Origin of the sequence: Streptomyces sp. NPDC021019 (assembly GCF_044333295.1) — a bacterium.
Lineage (GTDB): Bacteria > Actinomycetota > Actinomycetes > Streptomycetales > Streptomycetaceae > Streptomyces.
Genome location: NZ_JBIRQR010000009.1, coordinates 119,936 through 139,665, shown reverse-complemented (window position 1 = coordinate 139,665; position 19,730 = coordinate 119,936). Strand labels below are relative to the sequence as shown.

Genomic DNA, 19,730 nt, shown 5'->3' with positions numbered 1-19,730 from the left:
CTGCGGTCGGTCCTTCGTCCAGTGCTGCTCCTACCCCGCAACCGCGCGCGTTCGCCGATCCTTCCCGCCGGGGCCCGCCGGAAGGGTGAACGCCAGCGCCGCCCCTGCCAGCGGGATCGCCGCGAGCACCGCCCACCGCAGGGGCGCGGGCGCGTCGAGCAGGGCGCCGGTCGCCGCGCTCCCCGCGAGGACGGCGATCCCGGAGACGGAGGACAGCGCCCCGGTGGCCAGCCCGAGCTGCCGGTCCTCGACCAGGTCGGGCACCAGGCCCCGGGCGGCGGGGACCAGCAGCATCTGGCCCAGGGTCAGCAGGACGACGAGCGCCGCGCCGGGCAGCAGACCGCCGGGGCCGGCCGGGGCGAGCGGTACGGCGGCGAACCCGGCGGCGACGATGGCGAGGCCGGTGACGAGTGCGGTACGCGGGGCGATCCGGTGGGCGGACCAGCGGGTCAGCGGCACCTGGGCGACGACGACGAGCAGCGAGGACAGGGCGAAGAGCCAGCCGAGCGCGGCCCCCGATCCGGTGGCCCGCTCCACCTCGGCGGGCAGCGAGAGATAGAGCTGGTTGTAGGCGACGAGGTAGCTGCTGTACGCGAGGCAGAGCAGCAGGAACGCCCGGTTGGTGAAGACCGCCCGCCACGGCGACCGTCCCGGTGGGGCCGTACGGATGATGGCGTCCGGCGCCTGTGCCTCCCCCCGTTCTCGTACGGGGTCGGCTGCGGGTTCCCGTACGGGGGCGGCGCGCGGCATCAGGCGGGCGTGCCCGGCCAGTACGGCGACGAAGACGGCGGCCCCGGCGAGGCAGGCGGCCCGGAAGCCGCCGCCGAGCAGCAGGAGCAGGGAGCCGAGCAGCGGCCCGATGAACGCCCCGGCCTGCCCGGCGGCGGAGAACAGGGCGAGGACGTGGGCGCGCGGGGCGCCGGTGGCCCGTTCGTGCCGGACGGCCTCGCGGGCGGCCTCGGACTCGACGGCCGGGGAGAAGAGCGCGGCGGCGAAGCCGATGAGGAGCACGGCGGCGATGACGGTGGCCGTGGATCCGGCGAGGGCGAGCCAGCCGAACCCGGCGATCCGCAGGGCGCAGCCCGCCAGCACGACGGGGCGCGGGCCGTAGCGGTCGGTGAGGGCGCCGCCGACGACGAACAGGCCCTGCTGGCTGAAGGTGCGCAGCCCCAGGACGAGGCCGACGAGCCAGCCCGCCATGCCGAGGCCGCTGCCGAGGTGGGTGGCCAGGTAGGGCAGGACGGCGTAGAAGCCGACGTTGAAGGCGAACTGGGTGGCGGTGAGGAGCCGGAGGTAGGGGGTGGGCGCGCTCGCGAGCCGGGGCCTGCGGCTCTTCTCCTCGGCGAGGACCCCTGCGGGCGCGCTGGCGTGCGCGGGTTCGGGTTCGGGGTCGTCGGTGCGTGTGGGTTCGGGTTCGGGGTCGTCGGCGCGTGTGGGCGCGGGCTCGGGAACGTCGGTGCGTGTGGGCGCGGGTTCGTCGGCGGGCTCCGGCTCGTATCGGTTCACTTCAGGCCCGCCGGGGTGCGCCCGCGTACCGCGGCCGAGGTGAGGACGGCCAGTGCGCCGAGGACGGCGAGCGCGGCGGCGGGGGCGAGGACGGCCCACGGGGCGCGTTCGGCGTACGGCATGTTCTCCGACAGCATCCGCCCCCACTCCGGCGCCGGGGCCTGTGTGCCGAGGCCGAGGAAGCCGAGCGAGGCGAGGGCCAGCGCGATGGCCGGGACGCGGAGCAGGGCGTGGCGCACCACCGGTGGCAGGACCCCGGGCAGGACGTGGCGGCGCAGCAGGTGGGCCCGGTCCGCGCCGAGGGCGACGGCGGCGGCGAGGTGCGGGGCCGCCTTCTCCTGGGCGTACAGGGCGGCGGTGTGGGCGGCGAGCGGGGCCCAGGCGACGGCGGCCACGGCCGCGGCGGCGCCCCAGGGGCCCGGCCCGGCGATGCCCGCGACGAGGAGGCCGGCGAGGACGGCGGGGAGCGCGTTCGCCGTCTCGGTGAGGGCTCCGGCGCGTACGGACCCGAGGAGCAGGCCGAGCACCAGGGTGACGGCTCCGACCGCGACGGCGGCCAGCCCGGTGCGGGCCGCCCCGTGGCCGAGGCGGGCGAGGACGTCGCGGCCGAGGTTGTCGGTGCCGAAGGGGTGTGCGGCGGAGGGGCCGGCGAGGCGGGCGGCGGTGTCGACGTGGAGCGGGTCGCGCAGGAGTCCCGCGACGGTGACGGCGAGCAGGAGGCCGCCGAGGACGAGGGCGGCGGCGGCGAGCGTGCGGCGGCCGGGCAGCCGGGGCGTGACGAGTGCGGGGAGCGCGCGGTCGGTCAGGGCGGTGCCGAGCAGCACGCGGACGGCGAGGCGGGAGAGCAGGCCCGCGGCGACTCCGAGGAGCAGCAGGACCAGTGCGGTCGCCTGGAGGACGGGCAGGTCCTGGGCGAGGGCGGCGGCCAGGGCCGTACCGCCGAGGCCGGGGATGGCGTACAGCGTCTCGACGGCGACCGCCCCACCGGTCAGCCCGACCGCGACCAGGCCGAGCTGGGGCAGCAGGCCCGGCAGCGCCCGGCGCAGGGCGTGCCGGGCGACGACGCGGCCGGGCAGGCCGTTCGCGGCGGCGGCCCGGGCCCAGGGTTCGGCGAACGCGCCGGGCAGGGCGTCGTCCAGCAGTCGGCCGAGCAGCGCCCCGGCGGGGACGCCCATGGCGAGCGCGGGCAGCACGAGCTGGTCGGGGGCGCCCCAGCCGAGCGCCGGGAACCACCCGAGGTGGACGGCGAACACCGTGGCCAGTACGGCGGCGAGCAGGAACTCCGGCAGTGCGGCGAGCACTGCCGCGCCCGCTCCGGCGCGCACCCGGACGATCCGGCGCGCGGCCCCGCGCCGGAGGGTGGCGGCGCTCAGCGCGAGGGCGAGGAGCACGGCGACGGCGAGCGAGGCGGCCATCAGGGTGAGGGAGTTGCCCAGCGCGGTGGCCACGTCGGGTCCGACGGGTTGCCCGGAGACCCAGGACTCTCCCGGGTCGCCCCGGAGCAGCCCGCCGAGCCAGCCGCCCAGGACGTGCCACGGCCCGCCGTCGAGCCCGGTCTCGGCGCGGATCGCGGCGAGGGTCTCGGGCGTCGGGGCCCGGTCGGCGTACCGGGCGCGCAGGATGGTGCGGGCCGGGTCGGTCCGGGTCAGCCAGGGCAGCAGCCCGATCACCGCGACGACGGCGAGCAGCGCGCCGAGCCGTCCGGCGAGGTACTTCACGCGGTCACCTCACCCGATGCGGGTGTCGGCGGTGATGAGGGTGCGTTCCATCGGGTCGAGGGCGACGCCCCGGACGCGGGTGTCGTCGTAGCCCTGCACGAAGCGTTCGTGGACGAGCGGGACGAGGGCGTCGGAACCGAGGATCGCGGCCTCGGCGGTCATCTCGGCCCGGTGGCGGGCGTCGGTGTCGGCGAGGGCGGCGGCCTTGTCGACGGCGGCGTCGACGGGCTCCGCGCAGAGCTGGGTGATGTTGAAGCTGCCGTCGCAGGTGAAGTCGGAGGCGAGGTAGGAGACCGGGTCGGCGGTGTCCAGGAGGGTGTTGCGGGCCTGGATGAACGCGTCGTACTTCCCGGCGAGCGCGTCGGCCTCCAGTTGCGCGTAGTCGCGGACGACCTGCTTGACGGTGAAGCCGCGCTTCTCCAGCTGCTGCTGGACGACGGTGGCGGCCTCGGGCAGCTCGGGCCGGTTGGTGTAGGTGGCCAGCACGATCGCGGACGTCTTCGCCACCTCGGCCGGGGCGGCGGCCTTCGCGCGGCCGGTGGGGGCGGTGCGCAGGTCGGCGGCCCACGGGACGCCGGGACCCAGCAGCCCCTGGGCGGCGTCGGCGCGCCCCTCGTAGACGCCGTCGACCAGTGCCTCGGGGTCGATGGCCTCCCGGGCGGCGGCGCGCATCGCCGGGTCGGCGAAGACGCCGCGTCCGGTGTTGAGGGAGAGGCCGTTGGTGCGGGCGGAGGGGAACTCGTGGACCAGGCCGTCGCCGAGCAGCGACGCCTGCGAGATCGGTACGTACTCGGCGACGTCGACGTCCTTGGTCCGCAGCGCGTTGGCGCGGGCGGTGCCGTCGGCGACGAACTTCACGTCGACGCCGGGGGCCTTCGCCCGGTCGCCCCAGTAGGTGTCGTTGCGCTCCAGGGTGGCGCTGACCGCGCCGTTGACCTCGGCGAGGGTGAAGGGGCCGGTGGCGTGCCCGGCGGGGTTCACCTTGGAGCCGTCCTTGTACGCGGCGGCGGACAGGATGCTCAGGGAGGGGTTGGCGAGCCGCTGGGGCAGCAGCGGGTCGGCGTCCTTGGTGGTGATCCGTACGGTGTCCGCGCCCGTGGCCGTGGGGGTGAGGGTGGTGTCGGACAGCACTCGGGGCTTGGGAGACGCCTTCTGCGCGGCGGTCAGCGAACGGACCACGGCGGCGGCGTCCAGCTTCGTCCCGTCCTGGAAGACGGCGCCCTCGCGGACCGTGAACTCCCAGGCCTTCTCGCCGTCGCGCTTCCACGTGGCGGCGAGCGCGGGCCGGGCCTCCCCGTTCCGGTCGAGCCGGGTGAGCCCCTCGACGACGGCGAGCCGGCTCAGGGTGACGGCGTCATCGCCGTACGGGGACATGGCCTGGGCGGGCGGGAAGGCCATGGCCACCTTCAGCCGCCGGTCCCCGCCGGAGCCGCCGGAATCCGTGGACGAGGTGCAGGCGGTGGCGACGGGCACGAGGAACGTGGCGGCGGCCAGGGGCAGCGCGACGCGGCGGCGGGGAAGGCGGGGACGGGAGGTGGACATGGCGACGACCTTATATGAAAACGATTGTCATCTAATGGGTGGGGTTGGTCCGCCGTGAGCCGTCGGCGGCCACGGGGACGGCCCCGGGCATCGGCAGCTCGAAGTGGACGATCCCCTGCCCGCCCCCGGGCAGCGCCCGCTCGTCGCACACCTCGCGGGCCAGCGAACGCCAGAAGGGCTCGGCGCCCGGCACGGCGGGGTCGGTGTGCAGGTACAGCGCCTCGTAGCCCCCGGCCCGGGCGGCGAACTCCGCCAGCTCGCGCACCAGTCGCCGGGCCAGTCCGTGCCTGCGGTGCTCGGGGCGCACGTAGATCCGGCAGAGCTGCGCGGTGGTCCCGGAGGGGAAGCGCTCGGCGACCCACGGAGGATTGGGCGGCGCCTGCGGCCCCCGGTCGCGCACGGCCCCGGTGGCGACGATCTCACCGCGGTGCTCGACGACGAGCAGGGTGCAGCGCTCCGGGCGCAGATAGGCGGCCCGGGGGTCGATGATGTCGGCGTGCCAGCGGGGTACGTAGCCGGACTTCAGGTCGTGGTAGACGGTGTCGAGCATCACGGCCCGGGCTCCGCCGAGGTCGTCGGCGGTGGCGGTGCGCAGGACGTACCCGGCGTCCCGGTGGCCGTCGTGGGCGGTTCGGCCGCCGGTCCGGTCGGCCGCCGTCCCCGCCGTCCCCGCCGTCCCCGCCATCACCGTGGTCGCGCTGGTCACCGGTACCACCTCCGCCTCCTCCCGCACTTCGCTCGCATCTTCAGCGTACGTGCAAGTGATGTGCAGGAGGAGGGGGGCCCGGGTGCCGTCCGGGCGTCAGGCGGTCCGGTAGACCAGGGCGGTCGCGATGCCGGCGATGCCCTCGCCGCGGCCGGTGAAGCCGAGCCCGTCGGAGGTGGCGGCGGAGAGCGAGACCGGGGCGCCCACGGCGTCGGACAGCACCTTCTGCGCCTCCTCGCGCCGCTTTCCGATCTTCGGGCGGACGCCGACGACCTGGACGGCGACGTTCCCGATCTCGAAGCCCCCGGCGCGGACGATCCGGGCGGCTTCGGTGAGCAGCGTGACGCCCGCGGCGCCGGACCACTCGGGGCGGCCGGTGCCGAAGTGCTGCCCGAGGTCGCCGAGGCCGGCGGCCGAGAAGAGCGCGTTGCAGGCGGCGTGCGCGACGACGTCGGCGTCCGAGTGACCGGCCAGGCCGGGCCCCTCGCCCTCCCACTTCAGGCCCGCGCACCACAGTTCGCGGCCCTCCTCGAAGGCGTGGATGTCGGTGCCGATGCCGACGAGCGGGATGACGGGGGCGGAGGCTCCCGCCCCCGAGCTTTCCGCCGCGGACCTTTCCGCCCCAGAGCTTTCCGCGCCGGAGCTTTCCGCGCCGGGGCTTCCCGCGCCGGGGTTCTCAGAAACCATCGTTGGCCCTCCTGCGAGCGAGTACCGCCTCGGCCAGCACCAGATCGAGCGGCCGGGTCACCTTGAACGCCTCCTCGTGGCCGGGGACGACGACCACGGGCGCGCCGAGCCGTTCCACCATGCCCGCGTCGTCCGTGGCGCCCTCGCCGTCGACCGCGACCTCGGCGTGGGCCCGGACCAGCGTGTCCCGGTCGAAGCCCTGCGGCGTCTGCACCGCGCGCAGCCTGGCCCGTACGGGGGTGGTGAGCACCGGCTCCGGCTCCCCGGGCGTCCCGGCGGGCTCCACCTCCTTGACGGTGTCCGCGAGGGGCAGCGCGGGAACGACGGCGGGCGCCCCGTCCCGTACGGCCGAGGCGACGGCGTCGACCGTGTCGACCGGCACGAGGGGGCGGGCGGCGTCATGGACCAGGACGACGGAGACGTCCTCGGGCAGCGCGTCGAGGCCCAGCCGGACGGACTCCTGGCGGGTCTCACCGCCCGGCACCACCAGATAGTCGGTGCGCTCGGGCAGCGCGTGCTCGTCGAGGAGGTGCTTCACCTCGGGCGCGCCGTCCGGCGGGGCGACGACCACGACGAGGGAGACGGCCCGGGACGCGGCCATGGCGCGAATCGCGTGGATCAGCATGGGCGTCCCGCCGAGCGCCCGAAGGGCCTTGGGCGCGCCCGGCCCGAGCCGCACGCCCCGTCCGGCCGCGGGGATCACCGCGGCGGTACGGGGAGGGCGCGGCCGGTCGGTCGGGGGTGGCGTCGATGACATCGGTTGCACTCCGAAGGTCCGAGAAGGTCCGAAGGTTCGGCAGGTTTGTTTCCACGACCGACATGGGTAGGGGCCCAGCGAGCCGGGCGTGACGCCCTGGGCTCGCACCGGGCCCCTTCCGTGACACCCGGTCGAGCACGGGTCGCGTCGGGGGCTCACGCAGCACGGGGCCGTCCTTCACCGACGGCCGCCGCACACGCGGATCACACCGCGGGCACGGGGCTACCCGGCAGTCGGGCACCGGATGTAGGTCCGAACATGCCGCAGCGCCCGACGACACAGCGTGAAAAAGGCTGGTCAGCGGGCACCGCGGCACATTCATACAACCGGTGCGCTCCGGCAGCACAAGCCGGAGTAATCCAGTTTTCAGGACGCGAGGACCTCGTCGAGCAGAGCCTCGGCCTTGTCCTCGTTCGTGTTCTCCGCGAGAGCGAGCTCGCTCACCAGGATCTGGCGGGCCTTGGCGAGCATGCGCTTCTCTCCGGCGGAGAGACCGCGCTCGCGCTCCCGACGCCACAGGTCACGCACTACTTCAGCGACCTTGATGACATCGCCGGAGGCGAGCTTTTCGAGATTCGCCTTGTAGCGCCGGGACCAGTTCGTCGGCTCTTCGGCATACGGTGCGCGCAGCACCTCGAAGACCCGGTCCAGCCCGTCCTGCCCGACCACGTCGCGCACGCCCACGAACTCCGCATTGTCCGCCGGCACACGAACCGTCAAGTCGCCCTGGGCGACCTTGAGCACCAAGTAGGTCTTGTCCACGCCTTTGATCTGGCGAGTTTCGATAGCCTCGATCAGCGCGGCCCCGTGATGGGGATAGACCACGGTGTCGCCAACCTTGAACGTCATGTGACAGGTACCCCTTCCGTGGCTATCCAGAGTAACACGAGAACCGCATCTCCTGAATGGCGTTTTCGCAGGTCAGGGCATATCTCGGGGCTTGACAACAGCAACACGGACGTGCTGCGGAAGGCTTCCGGAAGACGGTATTCGCAGGTCGGAGCCACTGTGCGCCCGGAGCGAAACGGCCACGTCACTCAGCCCCGAAGTCCGACAGAAGAGGACGAAAGTCCCGTTTTGTCGGTTTCGAGATGCCCATCATTCCGTACTCCGTTCGATGATCGCTCACCCGTACGGGCGTAACTGTCCGGCCGCAATGAAATTGATCAAGCCACATGAGGTCCGGCCCCTTTCCCCCGCGAAGCCGGGAATGGCGAAGAAACGACCACCACGCCACGACGCGGGCAGAAGAATTGATCACGCGGATTATGTGAACGACACATGGCGTACCCGCCGGTAGAACACCTCGCGGCCCCTAGGAGGGCGTACCTCCGAAGCCTCCCGACCCCTCCCCCGCCATGCCCGGAGAACCTCCCTCACGATCCCGGAGAACATCTCTCGCCCTCCCTCCGGGGGAACGACCCCCACCACCCCGGGGCACGCCCCTCGCCGCCCGCCCGGGGAAGAGCCGGAGCGCGTAGGGGCGGGTCGGGTGCAGGGCGGGCGCGGCGGCTCGGTAGCCTAAGGCCGCTGACACACCCTTAGGGCGGCTTTACACCACCGCTCGACACACCACCGCTCGACGACTGACGTCCGAAGTCCGCAGTCCGACTCGTTCAAGGAGTTGCCGCCGCCGTGAGCCGCAGCCTTCGACACGGCGCCCTCGCCGCCGCCGCCACCGTGATCTCGATCGTCTCCCTGTCCGCCTGCGCGGCGGGCAACAACGCGGAGACGCTCAAGATCAGGCCGGACAACCCGGCCACCACGGTGGGCGACATCAAGATCCAGAACGTGAACGTGCTCACGCAGCCCGAGGGCGGCGCGGACGGCCCCGCCGTCGTCGCCGCGACGCTGTTCAACGAAGGCACCGAGCGCGAGGTGCTGGAGTCGGTCACGCTGCCCGGCAGCGACGTCGAGGTGAAGCTCCAGGCAGCCGAGGGCGACGGCCCCATCGTGGTCCCGGCCGGCGGCCAGGTCACGATCGGCGGCAAGGGCAACGCCGCCGCCGTGATCGAGAACAGCGGCGAGGCGGCACGCAACGGCGACGTCCAGCAGGTCGTCTTCAAGCTCAGCCGGACCGGCGACGTCGGCCTCGGCGCCAGCGTCTTCCCGGCCGAGGGCTTCTTCAAGGACTTCGGCCCCAGCCCGAAGGCGGAGGCGCCCGCGCCGAAGCCGACGCCGTCGGACAGCGCGTCCGGCGACGCGTCCGGCGAGGGGGAGACCCCCGGCGCGGCCGAGGGCGAGACGTCCGGCACACCGGAGAACGGCGCGGCCACCGAGGGCGCCCGGGGCGAGACCGGCACCCAGGGCGAGACGGGCACCCAGGGCACGGGCGACGCCGCCTCGGTGCCCGCGGCCGACTGACGCGGAACAACTCTGCCCCGTGACGCGGACACGAGCGCACAGAACGCCGAAGGGGCGCTTCCCGGCCGGGAAGCGCCCCTTCGGCGTACCGCGGGCGGCTCCGGCCACCGCGTCCCTCGGTTTACGGCTCGAACTTGTACCCCAGGCCCCGCACGGTGACGAGGTAGCGCGGGGCGCCCGGGTCGGGCTCGATCTTGGCGCGCAGGCGCTTCACGTGGACGTCGAGGGTCTTGGTGTCACCGACGTAGTCCGCGCCCCAGACCCGGTCGATGAGCTGCATCCGGGTCAGCACCCGGCCCGCGTTGCGCAGGAGCATCTCCAGCAGGTCGAACTCCTTGAGCGGCAGGTCGACCTTGCCGCCGGAGACGGTGACCACGTGTCGGTCCACGTCCATCCGCACCGGTCCCGCCTCCAGGGCGGCCGGGGTGACCTCCTCCGGCTCTCCTCGGCGGCGCAGGACGGCCCGGATGCGGGCGACGAGCTCCCGGGAGGAGAAGGGCTTGGTGACGTAGTCGTCGGCTCCTATTTCCAGCCCGACGACCTTGTCGATCTCGCTGTCCTTGGCGGTGACCATGATCACCGGAACGTTGGAGCGGCTGCGGAGCTGGCGGCACACCTCGGTGCCGGGCAGGCCGGGCAGCATCAGGTCGAGCAGGACCAGGTCGGCGCCGTTGCGCTCGAACTCGTCCAGCCCGTCGGGGCCGGTCGCCGCGATGGCGACCTCGAAACCTTCCTTGCGCAGCATGTAGGACAGGGCGTCGCTGAAGGATTCCTCATCCTCGACGACAAGCACTCGGGTCACGGAAGAGCCTCCGGGGCAGGGAAGGGGTCAAAGGTGTCGGTCTCGTACGGCCCCTCGTCGTCGCCGTTGACGATAAGCGGTCCGCCGGTGGTGCGCTCCCTCGCGGCGCCCGATTCGGGCAGTCGGAGGGTGAAGGTGGAGCCCTGTCCCTCGGAGCTCCAGACGGTGACCTCCCCGCCGTGCGAGGCGGCCACGTGTTTGACGATGGCGAGGCCGAGACCGGTGCCACCGGTGGCCCGTGAGCGGGCCGGGTCGACGCGGTAGAACCGCTCGAAGACCCGTTCGCGGTCCTTCTCGGAGATGCCGATCCCCTGGTCGGTGACGGCTATCTCGATGAGGTCCCCGCCGGGTGAGGCCATGCGGCGTGCGGCGATGCCGACGCGGGTGTGGGCGGGGCTGTAGTTGACGGCGTTCTCGACGAGGTTGCCGAGCGCGCCGACGAGCTGGCCTCGGTTGCCCCAGACCGTGAGGCCCTCGGCTCCCGCGGAGGCCATGGTGATCTGCTTCGAACCCGCCTGCTGGCGGCAGCGGTCGATCGCCTCGGCGACCAGCGTCTCCACCTTGACCGGCTCGGCGTCCTCCAGCGGGTCGTCGTTCTGCACCCGGGAGAGGTCGATGAGCTCCTGGACGAGGTTGGTCAGCCGGGTCGCCTCGATCTGCATCCGCCCGGCGAACCGCTCCACCGCCTCCGGGTCGTCGGAGGCGTCCATGACCGCTTCGGAGAGGAGGGAGAGCGCTCCGGTCGGCGTCTTCAGCTCGTGGCTGACGTTGGCGACGAAGTCGCGCCGCACCGCTTCTATCCGACGGGCCTCGGTGAGGTCCTCGACCAGCAGCAGCACCAGCCGCGAGCCCAGCGGGGCGACCCGGGCGGAGACCGCGAGGGTGTCCCCCCGGCCCGTGCCGCGCCGGGGCAGGTCCAGCTCGCCCTGTCGTATCTCTCCGTCCCGCCGGGTGTCCCTGGCCATGTTGAGCATGGGCTCGACGGCCAGTCGGCCGCCTCTGACCAGGCCCAGGGCGTACGCCGCCGAGCTGGCCTTCACCACGCCGTCGCTCTCGTCGAGGACGACGGCGGAGGAGCTGAGAACGGAGAGGACGGTGTCCACCCCGGGGGGCAGGGCCGCGTTGTTGTCCGGCCGCAGCGACGTACGCGTGGGCCGTTTCAGGTCGCGTTCGCTCCAGCGGAACGCCAGCATGGCGATCACACCGGTCAACAGCCCGGCGATCGCTGCAGCTGCGGCGACCGCCGCGTTCACGTCCATGCTTCAAGGTTATGCGGGTGCGACGACTCCCTCCCAGCCGTCCGAGTGCCATCTCGAACACTCGTCGCCCAGAGTTCACCGAGGGGTAGGAGCCGGTTCACTTAGGGGGACGGATACGGACGCGTTCCGGCCCCACCGTGTAACCGTGGGGGTCGGTCCGTGACCCCGGCCTCAGTCTGGAACTGGAGAGGGACTTCCCATGCGCGACGCTTACCACGAGGAACTCGATTCGATCGGAGAGGGCCTGGTCGAGATGGCCCGGCTGGTCGGCTCGGCGATCGGGCGGGCGACCACGTCCATGCTCGACGCCGATCTGGCGCTGGCGGAGACCGTGATCGCCGGCGACCAGAAGGTCGACGACCTCCAGCACGACCTGGAGGCCCGCGCCATCGCGCTCCTCGCCCGCCAGCAGCCGGTGGCGACCGACCTGCGGATCGTGGTCACCTCGCTGCGGATGAGCGCCGACCTGGAGCGCTCGGGCGACCTCGCCCAGCACGTGGCGAAGCTGGCCCGGCTGCGCTTTCCGCAGGCGGCGGTCCCGAACGACCTGCACGCCACCATTCTGGAGATGGGCCAGCTCGCCCAGCGCCTGATGGCCAAGGCGGCCGAGGTCATCATCACCAAGGACGTCGATCTGGCGCTCCAGCTGGAGCAGGACGACGACGAGATGGACCTGCTGCACCGCACGCTGTTCCAGCACCTGATGGACGACCGCTGGAAGCACGGCATCGAGACGGCCGTCGATGTGACGTTGCTGGGCCGCTACTACGAGCGCTTCGCCGACCACGCGGTGTCGGTCGCCAAGCGCGTCGTCTACCTGGTGACGGGCGAGCACGCGGACGAGATCCAGGCGGCGGCCCCGGTCGAAGGCGCGTAACGGCAGCCCGGGCCGCCGGTGACTCCGGCAGCTCCGGTAACTCCGCCAGCTCCGGCAGCCACTGTCGTACCGGAGAAACGACGGCGCACGCGGGTCGCACTTATGTTCCTGCGCGCGTGCGCCGTTGATGCGCCCGCGGGGATGGGCATGCAATGGGGCGGGGACGGACGACGCCATGGCCGTGAGCGGTGGGTCGGGCCGTACGTTCCCGGCGGCGGCGCAGCGGCGTCCGCCGCCCAGCCATACGCCCTGAGGAGGAACCATGGCCGATTCCCCCACGACCGGACCCCAGCAGGAGACCCCGACCGAAGTGGTGCGCCGACCCGTGCTCGGCGCCTGCGGCTGCGGGTCGGGCTGCGGGTGCGGCTGCCAGTCCGGTGCCCCGTGCCAGTGCGGCGGCTGCTCCGGCTGAGCCGCGCCGCGTACGAACGCACGGTGCCCGCCCGGCTTCTGCTCCGGGCGGGCACCGTGCGCGTCACCGGTCGCCCGGATCAGCCCGCCCGCTCCACCGCGGCGGCGGGCGCGGCCTCCGGCTCGGCCAGGTCCGGCCGGGCCTCGGCCGGTACGGGCGCGGGCTCGGGCAGGGCGTCCGCCACCGTGTGCTCCTCGCGCGGCAGGTTGCGCATCAGCAGCCAGTAGCCGAGGCCGGCGACCGTGCCGATCACGGCGCAGGCGGCCCAGAGCCAGGCGGCGCCGTAGTTGTCGATCACGAAGCCGGACATCAGCGGTGCGACGAGCGCGGCCACCGACCAGGACATCGTGTACATGCCCTGGTAGCGGCCCCGGCCCTTGGCGGGCGACAACTGCACGACCAGGCCCGTCTGCGTGGGCGCGTTCACGATCTCGGCCAGGGTCCAGACGCACACCGTCAGGGCGTACGCGGCGACCGACCCGGCGAAGGCCGTCAGCCCGAAGCCGTACCCGGCGAGCAGCGAGGAGATGATCAGCAGCCGCCGAGGGTCACGGTCCTGGATGAACCGGGTGACGGGGATCTGGAGCACCACGATCAGCACGCCGTTGACGAAGATGGCGGTACCGAAGTCGGAGCTGGACAGCCCGTCCTTCACCATGGCCACCGGCAGTCCCACGTACCCCTGCTGGAAGATCAGCGACACCAGGAACGACAGCCCCACTACCCCCATGTAGCGCCCGTCGCGCAGGACGGTGGTCAGCCGCACCTCGTCCTTGGGCCGCTTGCCGCCGACGGTCCTCACGACCGCTTCCTCGGGCCGCGACTCCGGCACCTTCATGAAGACGAGCACGGCGCACACGAGCGTCATCAGGGCCTCGCCGATGAAGCAGGCGAGGTAGCTGTACTCGGCGATGAACCCGGCGCCGGCGGAGGAGATCGCGAAGCCGAGGTTGACGGCCCAGTAGTTGAGCGAGAAGGCCCGGACCCGGTCCTTCGGAGGCACGATGTCCGCCATCATCGCCTGGACGGCGGGGCGCGAGGCGTTGCTCGCCATGCCGACGAAGAACGCCACGGCGGCGATGGCGAACGGGTGCACCATGAAGCCGAGCACCAGAACGGACACCGCGGTCGAGAGCTGGGCGATCAGCATGGTGGGCCGCCGCCCGAGCCGGTCGGTCATCACTCCGGCGCCGAGCGACGAGACGACCCCGCCGAGCCCGTGGAGGGCGGCGACGAGCCCGGCGTACGAGGCGGAGTAGCCCCGGTCCAGGGTCAGATACAGGGCCATGAAGGTCGCGACGAACGCCCCGAGGCGGTTGACCAGGGTGCTGGTCCACAGCCACCAGAACTCGCGGGGCAGCCCGGAAACGGTCTCGCGGGCGGCTGTGCGCAGACCGGCGACGGACATAAGGATTCCCCCCACGGGACGTACGGAACGAGGCCTCGGGTAACACCCCCGACAACGTCCGAGACATTACGAAGCCCCGGTCCCCGACCGCCACCGGATTGACGGCCCCCGTCAATCGTCCGCCCGTCGGGCCCTCCCGGCCCGCGCCCTGTCCGCGTTACGGGCGGGCGCGCGGAGCCCGCACGGGTTCGATTACGCTCGGACTCATGGCCGACGCACCGTACAAGCTGATCCTCCTCCGCCACGGCGAGAGCGAATGGAACGCGAAGAACCTGTTCACCGGTTGGGTGGACGTCAACCTCACCGAAAAGGGCGAGAAGGAAGCAGTCCGCGGCGGTGAGCTGCTCAAGGACGCCGGTCTGCTCCCCGACGTCCTGCACACCTCCCTCCAGCGCCGCGCGATCCGGACCGCCCAGCTGGCCCTGGAGTCCGCCGACCGCCTCTGGATCCCGGTCCGCCGCTCCTGGCGCCTGAACGAGCGCCACTACGGCGCGCTCCAGGGCAAGGACAAGGCGCAGACGCTCGCCGAGTTCGGCGAGGAGCAGTTCATGCTGTGGCGCCGCTCGTACGACACCCCGCCGCCGCCGCTGGCCCGTGACGCCGAGTACAGCCAGTTCGACGACCCGCGCTACGCGACGCTCCCCCCGGAGCTGCGCCCGGACACGGAGTGCCTGAAGGACGTCGTCGTCCGCATGCTCCCGTACTGGTTCGACAGCATCGTCCCGGACCTCCTCACGGGCCGCACAGTCCTGGTCGCCGCCCACGGCAACAGCCTCCGCGGCCTGGTGAAGCACCTGGACGGCATCTCGGACGAGGAGATCTCGGGCCTCAACATCCCGACGGGCATCCCGCTCTCCTACGAGCTCGACGCCGACTTCAAGCCGCTGAAGCCGGGCGGCACGTACCTCGACCCGGACGCGGCGAAGGCCGCCATCGAGGCCGTGAAGAACCAGGGCAAGAAGAAGTAGGTTCCCTGATCATGCCCCCGACCTGCGCATACGGCGCGGGGCGGGGGCATTTTCACGGCCTGGGCCCACTGTGGGACCTTAGCGGGGCGAATCCTCCGGCGGCCGGAGTGCCTCCCCGAGCGCCTTCCGGGCCCGGTCCCGGCTGCTCGGCATGAGGTGTGCGTACACCTTCAGCGTCAGGCCGGGGTCGGAGTGCCCGAGGTACTCGCTGACGGCCTTGATGCTCTCCCCCGCGTCCAGCAGAACCGACGCGTAGAAGTGCCTCAGCGCGTGCATGCCGTGCTCCCGGGCAGCCGTGTGCTCCCGACTCTTGGCCTTCGGGATGACACCGACGGCGGCCAGGGCAGGCTTCCAGTGGTCCTCATTGAGCGAGGTGCGCCAGACGTGCCCGCCGTTGGGCCCGGTGAAGATCAGACGCTTGGTCACCCGCCGGCCGTTCGCGCGCATCCACGGCAGCGTGATCTCAACGGGCGGGAAGCGCTTGACGTGCTCCTTGAGGGCTTCGGCTACGGGCTCGGGAAGCGGGACATCGCGGAGCTTGCCGCCCTTCGGCGGTGCGAACACGGGCTTACTCAGACTGAGTTTGAGCTGCTGCACCACGTGCAGGATGCCGCTGTCGAGGTCCAGCTCGTCCACGGACAGTCCGAGGATCTCGCCCTGCCGGAGGCCGCACCCGGCACCCATGTCGACCATGGGTCGGAAGCGCTCGGCCAGGGCACCTCGCATCGCGTAAACGCGGTCCGGCTGCCACGGGACAACTCGGCGGGTCCCCATTTCCGGGAGTGTCACCGTTCGCGAGTGGCAGGGGTTCCGGCGAAGGTAGCCGTCTTCGACAGCGGCGGAGAGGATGGCGCGGACGTTGGAGAAGATCACACGCGCGTAAGCGCCGGACATGCCGGACTCTTCGAGCTGCGTCACGAACTCCCGCATGTGGCTGGGCTGGAAGGAACCCAAGGGGCGGGTCCCAATGCGCGGGAAGGCGTGCAACTTGAGCTGAGACTGCATCGATGCCCGGGTGTTCGGGTCCCCGCTCTGACTCGCAAGCCAGCCTTCAGCAAACTCCTGGAACGACTTCCGGGACGCGTTCGGGTCGATGTAGTCGCCGCGGACCACGTCCGCCGTGACCTTGCTGAGCCACTGCTCGGCGAGCCGCTTCTGTCCGTCGGGGAAGGACTTTCCCTTGCGCTTTCCGTCGGGCGCAAAGTAGCGGGCCCGGTAGCGCAGGCCGGACCCGTAGCGCTCGGTCTTAACGCGGACGGTCTTGCCGTCGGCGTTGGTCTCGGTCTTGAACCAGCGGTCTTGGATGCTACCTGCCATCGGAGGCGAGTCCCTTCTCGACATGGATCAGGGGTGGCCGGTGACCGGCCACCCCTGACGGTGCGTATGGCTGCGTCAGGCCGCGACGCGGCCGATGTTCTTGAGCTGAATGACGTAGGCCTGCACTTCGGCAGGGTCGTAGCGCACGTGCTTGCCGATGCGGAAGCCGGGAGGCCCGGTGCGCTTCCTGCGCCACTGGTAGACGGTTTCGAGGGGCACACCGAATGTCTCGGCGATGTCGCCCGGGGTGAGGTAGCGGTCGGGGAGGCCGCCCCGGAGGGTGGCTCGGGGGTCGGTCTCGGGGGTGCGCTTGGGTGCCACGGGGACTCCTCGGGGCAGCGGTGTTGGCGAATGTGTCCGAGGCTGTGATTTCTGCGTCACCACGTCATCCGCGTCACTCATGGCCCCTGACCTGCGGTTATGTGATGACGCAGACGGTTGGGAGTGCGTCATTGGTGACGCAGGCGTGCGTCATGGGGTGGTGCGGGGTGACGCAGGTGACGCGGGATGACGCAGCCGAAGCCGTTCTGCGTCACCCGGATCGCCGCAGCTCAGGGGCGGTATTGGGTCTCGTGGTGACGCGGGTGACGCAGCTTTCTCTTTCTTAAGAAAAAAGAGAGGGGGTGTCTGTTGTGGTGTGGTGCTGCTCCGGGCGTGAAGTGGGGAGCCGCTTCGCGGCGCGACCTTCGAGCGGCGTTCCGCCGAACAGACAAGAGGAGCACGCCCCCCGTTTGGGCGGGGTGCTCCTCTTGCTTGTCCGTACCCCCGGGCGGCGGTGCGGGTCAGAACGACTGCTGCTCGTGGGGCGGCAGGGCCGGGCGGCGGGTCATTTCGACGTACCGGCCTTCCTTGGTGCGGCCCCAGTCGACGAGTACGCCCCGGGCGGCGAGGGTGGGCTGAAGGCGCTTGAGGCGGTCGGAGAGGACTTTCCCGGTGGTGGGCCAACCTTTGGGCAGGGGACGGCAGTCGTCGCCGCTGTAGAGGCCGCTGAGGAGGTGCAGCCACTCCGAGGACGTCATCCGCGCCTCGGTGCCGGGGTTGAGGGTGGCGGCGTGCTTGAGGACGGTCTGCGCGAGGAGGTCGCCTTCGATGACGTCGTCGTTCAGCTCGTCGAGGCTGCCGCGGTAGGCGGGGAGGGTGCCGAAGCCGGTGGCGGCGTCGATCTGCGCGCACAGGTGCGCGAAGTCCGCCATCCGCAGATCACTCGGGATGTCCGCCTCGGTCGCCCGGACCTTGACCGTCAGGTCGAGGAGCGAGCCGAGGATGACCGGCAGGGCCGCTTCGAACTCCCGCCACAGCTCCGCCTCGGTCCGCCGCACCTTCGGGCGTTCCAGCCGCAGCGGCAGGAGCCGTTCGGCGAGGTCGGGGCGGATGACGCCGACGTCGATCCCAGTCAGCAGGAGCGGTCGGCGGTAGCGGGAGCGGACGACATCCCCGTCGCTGAACAGGGCCCGCTTGATGCTCTCGGCCCCAGTGACGATGCAGCACATCAGGTCGGACAGGTCCGGGGCCAGGTGCGAGAGGTTGTCCAGGGCGGTGACCCACCCAGCGGCGACGGCCGTGATCAGGTTCTCTTCGTCCTTCGGGGCCCGGCGCAGGTCTCCGGTCATGCCCTCGATGATCCGCACCAGCATCCGGCCGGCCGTCGACTTCCCCGCGCCCTGCGGCCCGGTGAGGAACGGGGCCGGGACGGGCACGGAAGGGCCGAGGCACCCGACGAGCCAGGCCAGAGCCAGGCTCTCGGTTTCCGCGGTGGCGAAGTTCGTGAGCCGCAATAGGCTGTCGATGCCCTTGCCCTCGGTGTCCTGGGCGGGCATCGGGAGTTCGCCAGTAAGCTGGGTGCGCCGCCAGCACACCTCCCGCGGGTCCGGCACGAGGACGTCCCACCCGTTGGGGTGGATGCGGACGGACTGCCCGTCATCCCGCCCCAGGTCCAGCCACGTCGCCCCGTCGAACCCCGGGGCCACCCGGATATGGGTCGGCTGCACGTCCTGGCTCAGTGCGAGTGCTTCGATCAAGTCCAACGCCTCCTTGAGGGAAGTCCCGTTGAAGACGCCGACCCCGTCGTTGAAGAGGTCGACCATGAGTTCCTGCCGGTGGCTCCCGGTCGTGCCCTGGGAGCGGATCGGGCGGGCCACCGGGTGGCCGATCCGCTGGGCGTAGACGGTGCCCTCCGTCGTGCGGAAGTACCGGAAGTGCGACTGCGCGTACTCGGTGATGACCTCACGCGCCGGAGTCTTCTCGTCCTCGGACATGTCACATCCCCAAAGCAGTAAGGGCGTTGGACCACGCGTCCGCGCAGTGCCGGGCGGTCTCGCCCTTGGACTGCGCCGCGGCGAACAACCGGGCGGCGTGAGCGTCGGTCAGGCAGCCGCACCGACCGTGGGCGGACAGGACGGCGAGGAACGTGCGGTACACGGTCGCGTGCACGGCGCTCGCCGCCTCGGAGATGCGCTCCTCAGCCATGGCGATGCCGCGCTCCAGATAGGCGGGCGTGCGGTGACGGCACTCCGCGCCTCCCGTCGGCACGGCCACGGTGACGGGCCGGACCGGCAACGGCTTCGCGACGATCAGGGCGCGTACGGCGTCGGGCAGGGTGGTCATGGTGCCGCTGCCGGGGCCGAGCCACCGGGCGTAGACCATAGTCGACTTGATGTCGACGCCGTCCCGCACCGCGTTCGCGGAGGGCATGGCACCCCGGTAGATCCAGTGCTCGCCCCGCGTCGTGGGCACGGTCCGCGTGGCGGGCAGCGTCCGACGGGCCCATGCGACCGCGGCGGCGTGGTCGAGGTCGACGACGGTGAGCCCGATGCCGCCGGGGTGGTAGGCCACGGCCGCGGCCTGCTTCCACAGCGGCGCCCATGCGGGCCCGGTGATGACGGCGGGATCGGTGGTGGCGGCGGCCCATGCGTGGCACGGCCGCGGGCAGGTGCAGGGGCCGGGAGTCTTCATGTTCGGCCGGCCGCCGCACGCGTTGTCCCGGCACGCGGGGCAGTTCCCGAACGGGACCTTCCCCGCCCGTAACGGCAGGACAGGAACCCTGCGGTCAGCGAGGTCCAGGGCGGCGGCGAGGTGGGGGGTGTTCATGCCGCGGCTCCAGTGCACTCGTCGTGCGCGGCGACGATCTCCATCAGCAGGGTCTCGGCGGCCATGAGGTGACCGACCAGGACACCCGGGTTGGTGAGGTCGATGGGGCGGATGTTGGCAACGTAGGCGCGGGCGGCCTCGATCGCGACGACGCGTGCGGCCTCCCGCACGGGGGTGAGGTGCGTCATGATGGATGTCTCCAGTTCTGAGAGGTTCTGGCAGACGAGAGCGGCCCCAGGCTTTGGCGAGACGGGGGCCGCTTTCGGCTTGCCGGGCGGTATCCGGAATCCCTGCCGCTGATGCGGCAGGGAGGCTTGGGC

At 72.1% G+C, this 19,730-nt stretch carries 19 protein-coding genes; 4 read left to right on the top strand and 15 right to left on the bottom strand.

The window, feature by feature from the left end:
* Window positions 1-30: 30 nt before the first annotated feature.
* The 7 genes from ACH4RG_RS33380 to ACH4RG_RS33350 all read right to left on the bottom strand — a co-directional run bounded on the left by ACH4RG_RS33380 (window position 31) and on the right by ACH4RG_RS33350 (window position 7,765).
* The gene (locus ACH4RG_RS33380; RefSeq protein WP_397931227.1) at window positions 31-1,506 is read right to left on the bottom strand and encodes an MFS transporter; all 1,476 of its coding nucleotides are present in this window, start codon (window positions 1,504-1,506) and stop codon (window positions 31-33) included.
* Window positions 1,503-3,224, bottom strand: coding sequence for an ABC transporter permease subunit (locus tag ACH4RG_RS33375; RefSeq protein ID WP_397931224.1), 1,722 nt, complete (start codon window positions 3,222-3,224; stop codon window positions 1,503-1,505). Before ACH4RG_RS33375 ends, ACH4RG_RS33380 begins: the two co-directional genes overlap by 4 nt.
* A 9-nt stretch (window positions 3,225-3,233) precedes the next feature.
* Window positions 3,234-4,766 carry an ABC transporter substrate-binding protein gene (locus ACH4RG_RS33370; RefSeq protein ID WP_398162455.1) on the bottom strand — a complete coding sequence of 511 codons (1,533 nt, stop codon included), beginning with the start codon at window positions 4,764-4,766 and terminating at the stop codon, window positions 3,234-3,236.
* Between the two features lie 31 nt (window positions 4,767-4,797).
* Complete coding sequence (locus ACH4RG_RS33365; RefSeq protein WP_397925234.1) at window positions 4,798-5,451, bottom strand: GNAT family N-acetyltransferase; 654 nt, start codon at window positions 5,449-5,451, stop codon at window positions 4,798-4,800.
* A gap of 117 nt (window positions 5,452-5,568) precedes the next feature.
* Window positions 5,569-6,159, bottom strand: coding sequence for a 2-C-methyl-D-erythritol 2,4-cyclodiphosphate synthase (gene ispF, locus ACH4RG_RS33360; protein WP_397925026.1), 591 nt, complete (start codon window positions 6,157-6,159; stop codon window positions 5,569-5,571).
* Window positions 6,149-6,916, bottom strand: coding sequence for a 2-C-methyl-D-erythritol 4-phosphate cytidylyltransferase (ispD, locus tag ACH4RG_RS33355; RefSeq protein ID WP_397925024.1), 768 nt, complete (start codon window positions 6,914-6,916; stop codon window positions 6,149-6,151). Before ispD ends, ispF begins: the two co-directional genes overlap by 11 nt.
* 366 nt (window positions 6,917-7,282) lie before the next feature.
* Window positions 7,283-7,765: a CarD family transcriptional regulator gene (locus ACH4RG_RS33350; protein ID WP_003953493.1), complete on the bottom strand. Its 483-nt coding sequence runs from the start codon at window positions 7,763-7,765 to the stop codon at window positions 7,283-7,285.
* Window positions 7,766-8,551: 786 nt separating this feature from the next.
* Here ACH4RG_RS33350 and ACH4RG_RS33345 point away from each other — a divergent pair.
* Window positions 8,552-9,280 (top strand): DUF461 domain-containing protein, encoded by a 729-nt coding sequence (locus ACH4RG_RS33345; protein WP_397931218.1) that lies wholly within the window; start codon window positions 8,552-8,554, stop codon window positions 9,278-9,280.
* A 121-nt stretch (window positions 9,281-9,401) separates the two neighbouring features.
* Here the strand turns inward: ACH4RG_RS33345 and ACH4RG_RS33340 are convergent, their stop codons facing one another.
* Together ACH4RG_RS33340 and ACH4RG_RS33335 are read right to left on the bottom strand one after the other, a co-directional pair.
* Complete coding sequence (locus tag ACH4RG_RS33340) at window positions 9,402-10,082, bottom strand: response regulator transcription factor (RefSeq protein WP_003968183.1); 681 nt, start codon at window positions 10,080-10,082, stop codon at window positions 9,402-9,404.
* Window positions 10,079-11,341: a sensor histidine kinase gene (locus ACH4RG_RS33335; protein ID WP_397925021.1), complete on the bottom strand. Its 1,263-nt coding sequence runs from the start codon at window positions 11,339-11,341 to the stop codon at window positions 10,079-10,081. Before ACH4RG_RS33335 ends, ACH4RG_RS33340 begins: the two co-directional genes overlap by 4 nt.
* A 199-nt stretch (window positions 11,342-11,540) precedes the next feature.
* Here ACH4RG_RS33335 and phoU point away from each other — a divergent pair, with 199 nt between their 5' ends.
* Both phoU and ACH4RG_RS33325 read left to right on the top strand, forming a co-directional pair.
* Window positions 11,541-12,218: a phosphate signaling complex protein PhoU gene (gene phoU / locus ACH4RG_RS33330; protein ID WP_018959812.1), complete on the top strand. Its 678-nt coding sequence runs from the start codon at window positions 11,541-11,543 to the stop codon at window positions 12,216-12,218.
* Window positions 12,219-12,480: 262 nt separating this feature from the next.
* Entirely contained in the window at window positions 12,481-12,630 is a 150-nt protein-coding gene (locus ACH4RG_RS33325) for a hypothetical protein (RefSeq protein ID WP_265600841.1), read from the top strand.
* A gap of 79 nt (window positions 12,631-12,709) precedes the next feature.
* On the opposite strand, the gene ACH4RG_RS33320 is transcribed toward ACH4RG_RS33325, so the two are convergent.
* Window positions 12,710-14,038 carry an MDR family MFS transporter gene (locus ACH4RG_RS33320; RefSeq protein ID WP_397925232.1) on the bottom strand — a complete coding sequence of 443 codons (1,329 nt, stop codon included), beginning with the start codon at window positions 14,036-14,038 and terminating at the stop codon, window positions 12,710-12,712.
* Between the two features lie 206 nt (window positions 14,039-14,244).
* On the opposite strand from ACH4RG_RS33320, the gene ACH4RG_RS33315 reads away from it, so the two are divergent.
* Complete coding sequence (locus ACH4RG_RS33315) at window positions 14,245-15,006, top strand: phosphoglyceromutase (protein ID WP_050356805.1); 762 nt, start codon at window positions 14,245-14,247, stop codon at window positions 15,004-15,006.
* A gap of 78 nt (window positions 15,007-15,084) precedes the next feature.
* On the opposite strand, the gene ACH4RG_RS33310 is transcribed toward ACH4RG_RS33315, so the two are convergent.
* The 5 genes from ACH4RG_RS33310 to ACH4RG_RS33290 all read right to left on the bottom strand — a co-directional run bounded on the left by ACH4RG_RS33310 (window position 15,085) and on the right by ACH4RG_RS33290 (window position 19,598).
* A complete protein-coding gene (locus ACH4RG_RS33310) occupies window positions 15,085-16,323 on the bottom strand; it encodes a tyrosine-type recombinase/integrase (RefSeq protein WP_398540696.1) in 1,239 nt (412 codons plus the stop codon).
* A gap of 75 nt (window positions 16,324-16,398) precedes the next feature.
* Window positions 16,399-16,644: a helix-turn-helix transcriptional regulator gene (locus ACH4RG_RS33305; RefSeq protein WP_398540695.1), complete on the bottom strand. Its 246-nt coding sequence runs from the start codon at window positions 16,642-16,644 to the stop codon at window positions 16,399-16,401.
* 461 nt (window positions 16,645-17,105) lie between these two features.
* The gene (locus ACH4RG_RS33300; RefSeq protein WP_398540694.1) at window positions 17,106-18,578 is read right to left on the bottom strand and encodes an ATP-binding protein; all 1,473 of its coding nucleotides are present in this window, start codon (window positions 18,576-18,578) and stop codon (window positions 17,106-17,108) included.
* Between the two features lies 1 nt (window position 18,579).
* Window positions 18,580-19,410, bottom strand: a complete 831-nt coding sequence (locus ACH4RG_RS33295; protein WP_398540693.1) for a DNA primase — start codon at window positions 19,408-19,410, stop codon at window positions 18,580-18,582.
* Window positions 19,407-19,598, bottom strand: a complete 192-nt coding sequence (locus ACH4RG_RS33290) for a hypothetical protein (RefSeq protein WP_398540692.1) — start codon at window positions 19,596-19,598, stop codon at window positions 19,407-19,409. Before ACH4RG_RS33290 ends, ACH4RG_RS33295 begins: the two co-directional genes overlap by 4 nt.
* Window positions 19,599-19,730: the final 132 nt, after the last annotated feature.

Coding starts and splice junctions, on each gene's coding strand:
- ACH4RG_RS33370 (WP_398162455.1), bottom strand. CDS start 4,766: ATGTCCACCTCCCGTCCCCGCCTTCCCCGCCGCCGCGTCGCGCTGCCC.
- ACH4RG_RS33365 (WP_397925234.1), bottom strand. CDS start 5,451: ATGGCGGGGACGGCGGGGACGGCGGGGACGGCGGCCGACCGGACCGGC.
- ispF (WP_397925026.1), bottom strand. CDS start 6,159: ATGGTTTCTGAGAACCCCGGCGCGGGAAGCCCCGGCGCGGAAAGCTCC.
- ispD (WP_397925024.1), bottom strand. CDS start 6,916: ATGTCATCGACGCCACCCCCGACCGACCGGCCGCGCCCTCCCCGTACC.
- ACH4RG_RS33350 (WP_003953493.1), bottom strand. CDS start 7,765: ATGACGTTCAAGGTTGGCGACACCGTGGTCTATCCCCATCACGGGGCC.
- ACH4RG_RS33335 (WP_397925021.1), bottom strand. CDS start 11,341: ATGGACGTGAACGCGGCGGTCGCCGCAGCTGCAGCGATCGCCGGGCTG.
- phoU (WP_018959812.1), top strand. CDS start 11,541: ATGCGCGACGCTTACCACGAGGAACTCGATTCGATCGGAGAGGGCCTG.
- ACH4RG_RS33325 (WP_265600841.1), top strand. CDS start 12,481: ATGGCCGATTCCCCCACGACCGGACCCCAGCAGGAGACCCCGACCGAA.
- ACH4RG_RS33320 (WP_397925232.1), bottom strand. CDS start 14,038: ATGTCCGTCGCCGGTCTGCGCACAGCCGCCCGCGAGACCGTTTCCGGG.
- ACH4RG_RS33315 (WP_050356805.1), top strand. CDS start 14,245: ATGGCCGACGCACCGTACAAGCTGATCCTCCTCCGCCACGGCGAGAGC.
- ACH4RG_RS33310 (WP_398540696.1), bottom strand. CDS start 16,323: ATGGCAGGTAGCATCCAAGACCGCTGGTTCAAGACCGAGACCAACGCC.
- ACH4RG_RS33300 (WP_398540694.1), bottom strand. CDS start 18,578: ATGTCCGAGGACGAGAAGACTCCGGCGCGTGAGGTCATCACCGAGTAC.
- ACH4RG_RS33295 (WP_398540693.1), bottom strand. CDS start 19,410: ATGAACACCCCCCACCTCGCCGCCGCCCTGGACCTCGCTGACCGCAGG.
- ACH4RG_RS33290 (WP_398540692.1), bottom strand. CDS start 19,598: ATGACGCACCTCACCCCCGTGCGGGAGGCCGCACGCGTCGTCGCGATC.